The organism is Rhizobium sp. YTU87027 (assembly GCF_050644135.1).
Classification (GTDB): Bacteria; Pseudomonadota; Alphaproteobacteria; order Rhizobiales; family Rhizobiaceae; genus Rhizobium.
The window spans coordinates 1983407-1996672 of the sequence record NZ_CP098441.1 but is presented as its reverse complement, the minus strand read 5'-3'; the positions used below and the strand labels follow the sequence as shown (position 1 = coordinate 1996672).

Here is a 13266-nt window from a genome sequence, read left to right as displayed (position 1 = left end):
GATAGAATGATTTTGTCTCCCCTGTCACTTTCCGATGCGTTCGGGTCATTTGGCCCGAGAGTGCAACAACGAGGGAGATAGTCATGAAAATAGTCATTATCGGCGGGACCGGGCTTATCGGGTCCAAGACCGCAGCGCGTTTGCGCGGCAAGGGCCACAAGGTTCTTGCCGTGTCACCCAACACCGGCGTCAACACCGTCACCGGCGAAGGAGTTGCGGAAGCGCTTGCCGGTGCCGAGGTCGTCATTGACCTTGCAAACGCACCATCGTGGGAAGACAAGGCTGTGCTTGAATTCTTCGAAACGGCCGGCCGGAACCTGCTCGCCGCCGATGCCAAGGCTGGTGTCAAACACCACATTGCCCTCTCGATCGTCGGAACGGAACGGCTGTCGGACAACGGCTATTTCAAGGCAAAGCTTGCCCAGGAGAGGCTGATCAAGGAATCATCCATCCCCTACACGATCGTCCTTTCCACCCAGTTCATGGAATTTCTGAAGGGTATTGCCGATGAAGCCACGGTCGGCACCGTCGCTCGTCTGTCACCGGCCGCCTTCCAGCCTATCGCCTCAGACGACGTTGCAGATGTGGTGGCGGATGTCGCCCTCGGAAAGCCGCTTAACGGCACGATTGAGATTGCAGGTCCCGAGCGCGGTCCCATGAACGAGATCATAGCCCGGTACTTGAAAGCGGCCAACGACCCGCGGTCGGTCGTGGCAGACGTCCATGCGCGCTATTTCGGATCTGAACTCAACGATCAGTCGATCGTGCCCGGCGAAGGCGCGCGGATCGGCAAGGTCGGGTTCCAGGACTGGTTCCGTTCGTCCCAACAACCGAAATAAGCCAAGCGTCGAACCATCTGTAGGTTGGTCTTTTGCCCAGCTTTCGAACGCACATATGCATTCAACAACCAAAGGGATAACGACAATGAAGTCAGCTTTGTTGACACTGTTTGTATCGGCTTCAGTTTGCCTACTTGGCACTTTGCCGGTTGCCGCTGCCGGAAACACGGCCAAGGTCACACCACTGATGACGAAGGACCTTCCAAACTATCCGGGCAAGGAGGGGCTCATGATATCGGTCGAGTATGGCCCGGGAGGTTCCGACCCTATCCACAAGCACGACGCAAATGCATTCGTCTACGTTCTCGAGGGTTCGATCGTGATGCAGGTCAAAGGAGAGAAAGAAGTTACCTTGTCGCCGGGCGAGACCTTCTATGAAGGCCCCTCCGACATTCACCTGGTCAGCCGCAATGCGAGCAAGTCTAAGCCGGCGAAGTTTATCGTCGTGCTGCTCAAGAACAAGGACGCTCCGGTCGTCCTGCCGGCGGAATGACTCCCCAAGCTGGCGACGGTCCAACGTTTGCCAACTGCCTGGCGGGACTAAACCAGACCGCTGCCCAAGACACGATAGAGGGAGCAAGTCGATGAAAATCACGGTTATGGGGGCGACCGGGCGAATCGGGACGCACCTCGCAGAAAAACTTGGGCAGGCAGGCGCGGAGGTGACAGCTGCGTCCACTTCACTCGGCGTCAATAGTGTGACGGGGGAAGGCCTGCGAGCAGCCATAGTGGGTTCCGACGTTGTCATCGACGTCACCAATGCCGCGTCGTTTGGCGACGACGCGGCCCTGGACTTTTTCAAGGCCTCCACCCGGAATTTGTTGGCTGCTTCGGCAGACGTCAAACATTACATCGCACTTTCTGTGGTAGGGACACCCCGCCTTGTAGAGAGCGACTATTTCCGCGCGAAGATGGTGCAGGAAAATCTCATCAGGGCAGCAAGGCGGCCCTATACCATTCTCCATTCCACGCAATTCTTCGAGTTTATCTGCGGCGTAGTCGACATGGCCACAGACGGAGACGGCTTCCGGCTTCCCTCGGCATCGGTAAGGCCGATAGCTGCTGACAACGTCGCTGAGATGCTGGTCGAATTGGCGATGGGGGCAGCAAAGAACGATACTGTGGAGATCGGCGGGCACGACCAGTTCGGTCTCGACGAGATTGCACGTATGCACCTTGCAGCAAACGAAGACATGCGCCAGGTCGTGACAGATAACAGTGCCCGCTATTACGGCGTCGAGCTGAACGATGACACATTGCTGCCGCTTGCGGGAGCGCGTGTCGGTTCGCTGAGCTATGTCGACTGGCTGTACCGTTCCATGGCCAATTAGACGTGTTCCAACATCGCCATCGACACCAGCGAACAGCCCAGCAAAACTGGCTCTTTGCGGCACGGGTGGGACAAATTCAGTCCATCGAACACGACGCGAAGGTGGTCGCCTTCGGGACGTTGCTCCACGACATCAGGCTAAATGAGCGCTTCAACGGGCCGAGGCGCTTCGAAGTTGAAGCCGCCGATATTGCCAGGACTTTTGCAAGGAAATCGGGCTTTCGACGAACGCCGGAGACAGCTGATCTGGGACAGAGTAGTGCCGAACTCGCCAGCCTCAATCGGCCTCTTTAAGGAGGCCGAGGTCGCGAGCTGCACAGCCGGTATCTGCCTTGGTGTGATCGGCCGACAACTTCACGCCCGCCAATATCGGAAGGGACAACGACAATGAATTCACAGTTAACGATCCCTATGCGTGAGACATACGCAGCCACAGGGTGATTCACTATCCATTGCAAACGCAAGTATTGAAATTCAATCAGGAAATCAACAGGAGGTTAACATGAGCTTGGACAACATTTCACATTCCGGTAGACCGGGGGCCGACGAGTTGGTTCCGTCGCGCTACGCATTGAAGATCGGCGAGATTGACGTAATGGTGGTCAGCGATGGAGTGCTGACGCTGCCGGGCAAGATGTTGGGCCACAACGCCGACCCGACCGTCCGGGCGGCCTGGCTGGACTACAATTTCCTACCGACGGAGACGCTCGATTGGGGGTTGAACGTGGTCGTGGTGCGCAGCGGCGGCCGGACCGTACTGATCGACGCTGGGCTGGGGGACGATCCGAACTTGAACTTGCCGAAGGCAGGGCAGCTGGCTCATCGGCTGGTCGCTGCCGGCATCGATCTTCCGTCTGTGACCGACGTGGTGCTGACCCACATGCACATGGACCACATTGGCATGCTGCTCGTCGACGGGATAAAGGACCGGTTGCGTCAGGACCTGCGAATCCACGTGGCGGAAGCCGAGGTCAAGTTCTGGACGCACCCCGATTTCTCCCACGTCTCCATGCCGCAGGGGTTCCCGGACGCGCTTCGGGCGGCCGCCAAGCGGTTCGCGGAAGAGTACCGCGGCAATCTGCAGACGTTTAAGGAGGAGTACGAGGTTGCGCCGGGGGTGGTCGTCACCCGCACCGGCGGCCACACACCCGGGCACAGCGTAGTACGCCTCGCGTCCGGCGGTGACCGTATGATGTTCGCCGGCGATGCCGTGTTCGCTGTCGGGTTCGAGCACCCCGACTGGTTTAACGGCTTCGAACACGACCCCGAGGAGGCGGCCCGCGTTCGGATCCGCCTTTTGCGAGAGCTGTCGGCGAGCGGCGAGCTTCTGGTGGCCACTCATCTGCCGTTCCCATCCATCGGCCATGTGGCGGCGGAGGGCGATGCCTTTCGTTGGGTGCCGATCTTCTGGGACTACTGACCGCTTGTCGGATTAGGGCCAAACTAGACGACCGGCATCTGAACGAACGGATGGCCGGCGACAATGAGGAGATCATCATGGACGTATATGAGGCAGTCAAAAGCCGACGGGCGGTGCGTGGATTCAGGGACCAGCCTGTGTCGAGGGAGGTGCTTGAGCGCGTGCTGTCCGCCGCAGCTTGGTCGCCGTCCGGATCGAACATCCAGCCGTGGAACACCTACGTGCTGACCGGCGCGCCGCTGGCCGAGCTCAAGACGGTCGCCGTCGAGCGCGTGGCTCACGGCGACCCTTGGGACGAGCGGCAGTACCAGATGTATCCGCCCGCGCTGAAGTCCCCTTATGGGGAGCGTCGATCCGCCTTCGGCAAGGAGCGCTACAGCGCACTCGGCATTGCGCGCGAGGACTGGGAGGCGCGCCAGCGGGCAGCCATCGCCAACTGGAACTGTTTCGGTGCGCCCGCCGCCCTGTTCTGCTACATCGACCGCGACCTGGGCCGGCCTCAATGGGCCGACGTCGGCATGTATCTGCAGACCGTCATGCTGCTGCTCCGTGCCGAAGGGCTGCACAGTTGTGCGCAGATGGCGTGGTCGCAGGTTCGCGAGACGGTCGCGGAGGTGCTGTCACCCCCGGATGGGCTCATCCTCTTTTGCGGCATGTCGATCGGGTACGAGGACCTCACGATGAGTTCCGCCCGTACGGGCCGCGCCCCGCTCCACGAGACGGTCACGTTCATCGGCGGTTAGTCCGAATATCTCACAATAGGGGGTGCATCCGCCATGCCAATGGCAAGGTTGAAAGCTTTGGTTCTGCTGCTGAACGATGCAAGCAGGAAATAGACCATCGCTCCCCATAGGCAAGAGCCGCCGAATTTCACGACGACGAACGGCAAATGTGCTGCATTTCCAAATTTGCGCAGTACCAAGCCGCAACCGATGACCACGAGCGCAACGGCGGCCGCGCGAACTCTCTGCGACTTCCATGTCTTCATTCGATTTCCGCGCTTGAACCGGAATAGCACACATGGTCGCGTGAAGGATTAGCTTCAATCTGGGGCGGCCGTAACCTGCGCAACCACTTTCAAAAATGGGCGCGCTCACCTGCCAGGACGCTTCAATGCACTTGCAATATCAACACCTTGAAGCGTGAAGAACTCAACGCCTCATTGCGGGCTACCGTTCGATTCCCTTCAAGAGCGAAGAGCGCACGCTCAATTTTCAGCAAGCCGGCGGTGCTGTTAAGTGGAAAGCGACTGGCGCGTAGCAACGAAGGCCCAACACCATCAGGCCGACCGCACGGCAAGCACGCCCCTCGATTTGGCCAACTCCAGCCATCTATTGATGTCGGCGGCCCGCAATGGATGCGCTAATCTGTATTTGGCGCCGTCGGGTCTGGCTTCCGCTCGCATCAACGTCCGGATTTTCACGGACTTCATTTCACGTGCGTAATTTTCCCTGAGAGCTAGCAAAGGACCATCTGCGCTTTATAACGGCGAACTGCGATCAACCGTTTGATGACCAGTCCATCTTGGGGATCACTCCGTGGCAGAAGCTTCCGCTATTGGAAAATTCAATTCCTCTGTCGCTTCCAGAATCTGGCTTCGCATCCAGCGGTGTGCGAGATCCTCATCGTAGCGGCAATGCCAGTATAGATTGACGTCGGGGACGGGTACGTCGATCGGCGGCACGAAACAGCGCAGCCCCAGATTTTCTCCCACCGCATTGGCGAATTGGACCGGAACTGCAGCAATATGGGTGCTCTGGGCAACGGCCAATGCTACGGCGTGAAAATGCGGCAGCGCTAGCGAAACGTTGCGGCTCAGGCCATGGCTTGCCAGCGCCTCGTCGACCATGCCGGAGAGTGTACCGTCGATCGAGCGGATCGCATGCGGCAGCGACGAGAACACCGTCAACGGCATGGCCGTTCTTTCAGAAACGCCGTCGAGAGCCGGGTTGCGCGCAGACGCGATGATGACGAATGGCGACCGGAACAGCAATTGCTTCGAGATCCAATCCGGCATCTCCAGTGGGCGTTCGAGTGCCATGTCGACCGCATTGTCCTGCAGCAACCGTGCAACATCGCCGCGGGCACTGTCGAGCAGCCGCATTTTCACCAGCGGCGCCTGCGCATAGATCTTGTGCGCGAGATGCGGCATCAGCAATGTCGAGAAAAAGTCGGCACCTATCAGCGTAAAAATCCGCTTGAGCTCGGTAAGTTCGAGCCCGCGCACTGTACGCACCATGCCTTCGATTTCGGCGAGTGCCAGCCGGGCGGGCTCGCCAAGTTCTGCGGCGCGTGGGGTCGGCAGCATTTCGTTTCCCTGGCGGACGAACAGGCTGTCGTTGAAAATGTGCCGCAGACGGTTGAGCGCCGCGCTCACCGCAGGCTGCGACAAGCCGATCCGGTCTCCCGCCCGCGTCACGCTGCGTTCGCGCATCAGCGCATCGAAAACGCGGATCAGGTTGAGATCGAGCGCATTGAAATTCATGGCGTGGATTGGCCCCATACGATCATTGGATTGGATCACTGCCGTGACGGTTTGTACATCCTCAGCATTCGCTAGTCGCAATTCTGAAAGGAACGCACATGAACATGGATATCAATATACAAGCAAACAGTGACCTGCTTTGGTTCGGCAATACGCTGATCTCTATCAAGCTTTCAAGCCAATCCGGCGCGGACGGAATCTCCGTTGTCGAACAGTGGATGCCCTATGGAGAAGCACCGCCGCTCCATATCCATCAGCGTGAAGACGAAGTGTTCCACATTCTCGACGGCGTGATGCGGTTCCGAGTCGGCCATGACGAGATCATCGGCCGCGCCGGCGACACGGTAATCGCCCCGAAAGGCGTGCCGCATGCCTTCCGCGTCGACAGTACCGCCGGAGCACATTGCCTGACCATCATGCGCGGGTCGGATTTCGAGACCATGCTCCGCCAGGCGAGCCGTCCAGCGGAGCATCCTGATCTGCCTCAGGCGATAGCACCCACGCCCGAGATGATTGACATGCTCGAAAAGATCTGCGTCGCCAACAAGATTGACATCATCGGGCCGCCCCTTGCGTGACCGTCGCACCGGCGGTTCCGGCGACTGCGGGAAGTGCCGAGGTTTCCGGTGACGACGGCCATCACAGCTTCAAGTGCAGTGTTGCCGTTTTTCAACATCCCACGGCTCTGGCGACAATCCAGGTCGGAACCCAGCCGTCACGGCTTATGCCAACAATACCGAGACTACCTTGATCGCATAAGCCCGCCGCGCGCGGGCATCATCCCATCCGTATCTCATTGACCTACCCTCATGCCCCGTTTTCGAATTGAACTACCGGCGCGAGGGACAAGTCGAGTCACAATTCTTCAACGTCGCTAACAGTGCGCGTCACGCGGTCTGGATGATCACCACTTACGGCGAATCGGCGACTGCACTGCAGAATGTGCAGTGGCCCGCACCAGGCCCTGGCGCGGACGGTTTTATGTGACCGCCCCGATCGAGATCATCGTCACGATCCAACCGGGATGATAAGTTCGAACGCCGCACCTTCACCTTGGTCATCGGCAAGCCGTGCCGTGCCGCCATGGGCTGCCAGCATGGGCGGACGATATCCAGGCCTATGCCGGTGCCGCCTTGCTCGCGGCGCGTGGAGAAGAAGGGTTTAAAGTCCGGTTGTCCTCGATGGTTACAAGTTCCGAACGCATGGCGCCATGCTGCACTGGCATTTTCCACGAGATTGCCGGTCGATATCACTGCCGCCTCAAGCGGCAGCGCGAACCTCACTTCTTCAGATAACTGATACCCTTGTTCAAAGAAGCGTTTTGCTTTTCGCCGCGTTCCTCCGCCGTCAACGGCTTTGGCTGTGCCAGCGAATGGCCGGGCTCCGCATAAAGGGGAATGCCGTCCCCGGCGATATCCACGAAGAAGGGGCGGCCGCGCGAAAGCTGGTCGCTGACTATGAGGCTCTGTCACGGAGACTATTAATCGTCTTTTAGAATCAGGGCATTTGCGGTTGAGATTTTGCGAGACGAGCCGACATGGCTGAGGCATGGCGGGCGAGATACCTGACGAAGCGACGGGCGGCCGGCTCAAAGAATACTGCGATCAACCACGACCCAAAGAGCAGGATCGCGATAAGGGTCGTCGCCACGAGCCATCGGCCATGGACCGTTCCGAAACGGGCAAAGACCGCATAACCGATGTGCTGGTGCAGGAGGTAGAGCGGATAAGTCAGGCCGCCGACGCCGATCGCGACAGCCGGGCGGATTGGAAAACCCGGAAGCATTGCGCAAAGAGCAACGCAGGAGATAGCTATCGGCCCGGTCAAGGCAAGGCCGGCGGTGCTTCTGTGAATGCCATACAGCTCGAAGAATTTCGGCTCGATGATAAACGGGGTGGCGGTCGCCCACAGAATCGAGGCGGCGAGGATAAGGAACGCACCAGGCGATTGCCCCTGCCGCAGTTTGTAGAGGGTCATTCCGAAAACGAAATATCCCGAATACTCGGTAATAAGGAGCTTTCGGAGCGCTTCGCTGTCGATGCGCAGTTCATTCGCGATGGAGAGGGCCAGCCAGCAAACCACGATGGTTCGCCAGTATTTTTTGAACCAGCCAAGCGCCATGAAGACAAAGACCCATCCATAAAACATCGCCTCGTAGGCGATGGTCCAATAAGCCCCGTCAAGGAAGGGTTGGCCGAGAGCCCGCGCGTTGATGACCAGGTGAGCCAGCCACTGTTTGACGGCCGGCGCCGGAAGGCCGGGAACCGGCCAGTTATTGAGCACGATCGCCGTGGCGGAGGCGCAGAGAACGAAGGTAGGCCACAGCCGGGCGACGCGGCCGACAGCAAAATCAAAAGGTGTCCGACCCTCGGCCGACAGGGTGATGACGTAGCCGGAAATCGCGAAGAAGATCAGCAGGCCGGAATCGAGCCAGATCGCGACAGGCGCAAATTCTGGAAATCCAGTTCCGTCGCCTTCGCCTGTGACCTCCATCCGGAACCCATAATGATAGGTAAGGACCAGCAGCGCGGACACCAACCGCAAGATATCCAGATTAAGCAGCCTCTTCTGATTCTGCGTCATGCAAGCTCCGAGCGAGAGAAAACCACTCGATTCTACTATTCGCGATTTGAGAAAGCGTGAATCGGATAACCACGGCTACCACGTGCCCGGAACCCTCGCCCTCCGAGCGCGGCTCGCCGTGAGGAAAATCCGCGATCACATCGCATGCCTGCTGCGCTAGAGAAGATAGCGTTAAGATCTGGTCATGCCGCCAGATCCCACATTTTTGATCGATGCTCGGTTAACGTTGCAGTTCCCGGTCAACTCCGATCCGCAAGGCGTCAAACATCCAAAAGGCGCACGTTTATACGAAAAACGAACTTAAGAACCTGCGGGAGAATGAACGTTATTGACAAAAGACGTGGCGGCAAAACTATTCGACGTGGAATTGTATGACTCGCATTCTATTTGAGCCTGTATCGAGTAACCAAGTTTCGCGCACAAGAAACGAGCGGCACTTCGATCAAGTAGATGATGAGCAGACAAGCGAAATTTCCCATATGAAACAGCGGGTGTCGCTCCTCATACAATTCGATCCCAACCAATATTCGTTGATATTTTGTGTCTAATATATTTTTGCTTGTATGCGTGAAAAATTTCACTTGAAATTGTAATTATATCCCGCCATGTTCCGATGGCGATGGTTACCGTTGGGGACGAAATGATCGGTAGGAAAAATCTAGCAAGCGAAGTATTGGTTGTGTCGCGCATATTTGTCGCCGGACACTAGCGCCTTTTCTCTACAATCTCGTGTTCCTTTGTCGGTGTCCACACAAGCTGGCGCTGATGTATTTTGGCGCGTCTGCGCTCGAGTTCCGTCATGAATTTCGTCACTAGCCAAGCCCATGCGAGGGAAGCCGGCAGGATCAACAAGCCTGTCGCGCGCGACAGCGGCTTTGATTGTCTTGCGGCCTTGGCGGCCCACCATAGAATCGCGCTCGACCTTGAGCACGTTCGCCATGAACTCAATATGTATGATCAGGTCGCGACCGCCAACGACTTGGTAAAGGGCGCGCGTCTCGGTGGACTAAAGGCAAGCCTCTTCAAGGGCCGCAATTTCAAGCAACTTGGCTCCGCTCCGCGCCCTTGCATGGTTGCGCTCAAGGATGGCGCTTTCCGTATCCTGATCGCTATCGAGGATGGGCACGTACGTCTCTTCAACCCGGCCGCGCCAGCTATAGAAAAGCGCTCCCTTGACGAGTTTCTGGGCGATTGGACGGGAGACTTTATCCTCGTCGCGAGGCGGCATAATGGTCTAGCAGAACGCTTTGGCCTTGGTTGGATTGTCAATTCTCTCAAGAAATTCAAACGTGAGCTGGCGCTCGTCCTCACGGCTTCTGTCTTTGTGCAGGTGCTGGCTCTTGCAACGCCGCTGCTCTTTCAGATCGTCATCGACAAAGTGCTTGTTCACAACAGCTTCTCCACGCTGTTGGCCGTCGTTGTCGGAATGGTGGCGGTCAATTCGTTCCAGGCCGTTATTGAATTTCTAAGAACATATCTGTTGTCCCATACGGCCAGCCGCATCGATGTGGAACTGGGAGCAGGGGTGTTCAACCATTTGCTCAAGCTGCCAGTTTCCTACTTCGAGACAAGACCGGCGGGGCAGACAGTCGCCCGTGTCCGCGAACTTGATCAGATTCGTCAGTTTCTAACTGGCCAGGCCCTGACAGCTGGCCTCGATTTCCTGTTTGCGTCGATCCTTGTCGGTATACTTTATGCCTACTCCACCGTTCTGGCGATCGTCGTCACGCTGTCGATCCCGGTCTATGTTATCATTGCGCTCATCTTACAGCCCATCCTGATGCGAAAGACAGAGGAGCGTTTCACAAAGGGCGCCCTCAGCCAACAATTGCTTGTGGAAGCGGTCTTGGGTGTACAGACGATCAAGGCAGCGGCGGCCGAGCCCCAAGTCCGAGCTGATTGGGAAGATCGGCTTGCGGACTTCATACATACGTCGTTTGGCGGGATTGCAGTCGCGGCCATCGGACAGAACCTGATCCAATGGGTTGTTCGTACGGTTCAGGTGATTGTGCTGTTCATAGGCGCGCATCAAGTGATGACCGGTGGCATGACCGTTGGTGCGCTGATCGCGTTCAACATGATCATGGGACAAATTACGACGCCGGTCCTGCGCCTGTCGCAACTCTGGCAGGACTTTCAGCAGGTGAGGGTGTCCGCCGATCGTTTGAGCGACATTCTCAACCACCCGCAGGAGCCCAAGAACGGTTCGCTTGGTTCTCTGCCTCCTGCCCGCGGGCAGATCGTTCTATCCGATGTTACCTTCCGATATCGTCCGGATCGTGCCCCCGTCCTGGAGAACATAAACCTCTCTGTCGAGGCGGGACAGTCGATCGGCATCATTGGTCCCTCCGGCTCCGGCAAATCCACATTCTCCAAGCTCGTGCAGAGGCTTTACATCCCGGAGCGCGGTCAGGTTCTCATCGACGGGCTCGATATATCGCAGGTCGATCCCACGTGGTTGCGGCGGCAGGTTGGGGTCGTTCTGCAGGAGAATTTCCTTTTCAACCGCACGATCCATGAAAACATCGCACTTTCGAACCCGGCGATATCGCGGGCACAGGTGATCCAGGCCGCCAAGCTCGCTGGCGCGCATGACTTTATCGGCCAGATGCCTCAGGGTTACGACACGCCGATCGAGGAACGCGGCGCCAATCTCTCAGGCGGCCAGCGCCAGCGCATCGCCATCGCGCGAGCCCTTGCGACGAACCCCAAGATACTCATTTTCGACGAGGCGACCAGCGCGCTGGACTACGAGAGCGAGGAAGCCATCCAGAACAATATGCGGGAGATCGCCCGCGGCCGCACTGTCATTGTCATCGCCCATCGTCTCGCCGCCGTCACCAAATGCGACAGGATCATCACGCTTGATCGCGGCAGAATCGCAGAAGATGGGGCACCCGGCGAGCTCGTGCGAAATGATAATGGTTTCTTCGCCCGGATGCTGAAGCACCAGAACCAGCAGGTGTTCGTATGAACGTCCGGGTGCAAGACAAGACCAAGACCGGCGACCTCGCGGTCAAGGCCGTCCGCGCCGACAGGGCTTACGCGGAATTCCTTCCGTCAGCCGTCGAAATCTCTGTGCGGCCGGTACCCAAAGTCGTGCCGGTCCTTCTTTTCGTTGTCATGGCGGCGATCGTGGCGGCTCTGCTTTGGAGTTGGTTCTTCGATCTCCATGTGTTTACCAACGCGGCAGGTCGGGTACGAGCAACAATCCCTGCAGCCGTCGTACAACCGGTTGAAAGCGGTCGTCTCGTAGCAATCAATGTCCGCAATGATCAAACTGTGCGTGCTGGCGATCCGTTGCTTGTTCTCGACGATGTCGAAGTGGCTGCCAGTTTGCGTGCGGCCACCGCGTCGCGCTATTCGTGGCTTGCGGAAGTCGAACGCCGCAACGCAGCGTTGCGCGCTATCGAAGCCGGTTTATCGTCGCCACCCTAGCCGTTCTTTGATCGAGAGATCCCCGCCAATGTGGTTTCGCGGGAGCTTGCAGCGCTAACCGCCGAATATCGAACGATAGCGGCGAATGTCGCCGCAATCCGCGCGCAGCGCCGCGAAGTCGACGCCCGGCAGAAACGCTTCTCGCAAGTTGCCAAAGCCCAGACCGAACTGATCGGCATTCTCGATCAGAAGATCGAGATCTTCGAAACACTCATGGCGCGCGGCGTTGCGTCCAAGGGTGTGCTGTTGAGCGCTCAAGAGGCAAAGGCAAGGGCCGAGGCGGATCTCGTGGAGAACACCGCGCAACTCGCCGAGGCGCAAGCGAGCGCTGAAAACCTGTTGGAAATGGAAGCCCAGACAATTGCGACCTTCGTGTCTCAGCAATCGCAAGGCATCCAAGCCGCTGAGCGTCAAATCGAACAATTGGACCAGGAACTGGTGAAGCAGCGGGCGCGGGTTGCTCAGCTGGTCCTAAAAGCGCCCATCAGTGGCACCGTCCAGCAACTCTCTACAACGAGCGCCGGTCAGGTCGTAGCCGCCGGCCAAACGCTGTTGGTCATCGTCCCGAATGATTCCGAGCTCGTTATCGATGCACTGATCCCGTCCTCCGACATTGGGTTCGTGCATGAAGGAAACGAGGTGACGATCAAGGCCGATGCCTTTCCGTTTACACGCTACGGCACATTCAAGGGAACCGTCGTTTCGCTATCTGACGATGCGGTCACACCTGAAAATGCACAGGCGCTTGCCGATCCGTCGACTGCGGCGGCAGGACACGCAAATCCTACGCCTGGGGGAGTTCCCCGCGTTGTGGACCTCTACTTTGTTGCCCGCATCGCATTGCAGAGTTCGGAAATCGACCTTGCAGGAAGGAAGCTGCGGCTTGAGCCGGGCATGACGGTAAAGGCGGAAATACAGACCGAAACAAGACGGATCATCGATTATATCCTTTCGCCGGTGGCCGGGGTTCTGGACGAGGCCGGTCATGAGAGATAGCCGCATGTCCCACGACCATGTTCGCACCTCCCAGGAGCGAATGCACTATCGTGCGCGAAGCGGATATAAGTCCGCCTCAACTGCCGCGGTTATATTGAAAATGCACGTTATAAATGAACCTTCTACAAAGGTTAGCTGATGCTTACCTCGAACTGGCATGAAATTGGCAGAGGCC

At 57.9% G+C, this 13266-nt stretch carries 11 protein-coding genes; 9 read left to right on the top strand and 2 right to left on the bottom strand.

The window, feature by feature from the left end:
* Positions 1-83: 83 nt before the first annotated feature.
* The 5 genes from NBG89_RS28405 (at position 84) to NBG89_RS28385 (ending at position 4332) form a co-directional block, all read left to right on the top strand.
* Positions 84-839 (top strand): SDR family oxidoreductase, encoded by a 756-nt coding sequence (locus tag NBG89_RS28405; protein ID WP_431323607.1) that lies wholly within the window; start codon positions 84-86, stop codon positions 837-839.
* A gap of 85 nt (positions 840-924) precedes the next feature.
* Positions 925-1332: a cupin domain-containing protein gene (locus NBG89_RS28400; RefSeq protein WP_431323606.1), complete on the top strand. Its 408-nt coding sequence runs from the start codon at positions 925-927 to the stop codon at positions 1330-1332.
* 91 nt (positions 1333-1423) lie between these two features.
* Positions 1424-2170 carry an SDR family oxidoreductase gene (locus tag NBG89_RS28395; RefSeq protein WP_431323605.1) on the top strand — a complete coding sequence of 249 codons (747 nt, stop codon included), beginning with the start codon at positions 1424-1426 and terminating at the stop codon, positions 2168-2170.
* A gap of 501 nt (positions 2171-2671) precedes the next feature.
* A complete protein-coding gene (locus tag NBG89_RS28390; protein ID WP_431323604.1) occupies positions 2672-3589 on the top strand; it encodes an MBL fold metallo-hydrolase in 918 nt (305 codons plus the stop codon).
* 77 nt (positions 3590-3666) lie between these two features.
* Complete coding sequence (locus NBG89_RS28385; RefSeq protein WP_430764671.1) at positions 3667-4332, top strand: nitroreductase; 666 nt, start codon at positions 3667-3669, stop codon at positions 4330-4332.
* 788 nt (positions 4333-5120) lie between these two features.
* Here NBG89_RS28385 and NBG89_RS28380 read toward each other — a convergent pair.
* On the bottom strand, positions 5121-6074 hold the full coding sequence (locus NBG89_RS28380; protein ID WP_431323603.1) for a LysR family transcriptional regulator: 954 nt from the start codon (positions 6072-6074) through the stop codon (positions 5121-5123).
* Positions 6075-6172: 98 nt separating this feature from the next.
* Here NBG89_RS28380 and NBG89_RS28375 point away from each other — a divergent pair, with 98 nt between their 5' ends.
* Positions 6173-6652 carry a cupin domain-containing protein gene (locus tag NBG89_RS28375; RefSeq protein WP_431323602.1) on the top strand — a complete coding sequence of 160 codons (480 nt, stop codon included), beginning with the start codon at positions 6173-6175 and terminating at the stop codon, positions 6650-6652.
* A 919-nt stretch (positions 6653-7571) separates the two neighbouring features.
* On the opposite strand, the gene NBG89_RS28370 is transcribed toward NBG89_RS28375, so the two are convergent.
* Positions 7572-8657 carry an acyltransferase family protein gene (locus NBG89_RS28370; RefSeq protein WP_431323601.1) on the bottom strand — a complete coding sequence of 362 codons (1086 nt, stop codon included), beginning with the start codon at positions 8655-8657 and terminating at the stop codon, positions 7572-7574.
* A 799-nt stretch (positions 8658-9456) separates the two neighbouring features.
* On the opposite strand from NBG89_RS28370, the gene NBG89_RS28365 reads away from it, so the two are divergent.
* Genes NBG89_RS28365 through NBG89_RS28355 form a run of 3 tightly spaced genes read left to right on the top strand, consistent with a single transcriptional unit; the run spans position 9457 to position 13091 of the window.
* A complete protein-coding gene (locus NBG89_RS28365; RefSeq protein WP_431323600.1) occupies positions 9457-11631 on the top strand; it encodes a peptidase domain-containing ABC transporter in 2175 nt (724 codons plus the stop codon).
* A complete protein-coding gene (locus NBG89_RS28360) occupies positions 11628-12095 on the top strand; it encodes a biotin/lipoyl-binding protein (RefSeq protein WP_431323599.1) in 468 nt (155 codons plus the stop codon). The genes NBG89_RS28365 and NBG89_RS28360 overlap by 4 nt, the downstream gene beginning before the upstream one ends.
* 30 nt (positions 12096-12125) lie before the next feature.
* Positions 12126-13091: an HlyD family type I secretion periplasmic adaptor subunit gene (locus NBG89_RS28355; protein WP_431323598.1), complete on the top strand. Its 966-nt coding sequence runs from the start codon at positions 12126-12128 to the stop codon at positions 13089-13091.
* The last annotated feature ends 175 nt before the right edge of the window (positions 13092-13266 follow it).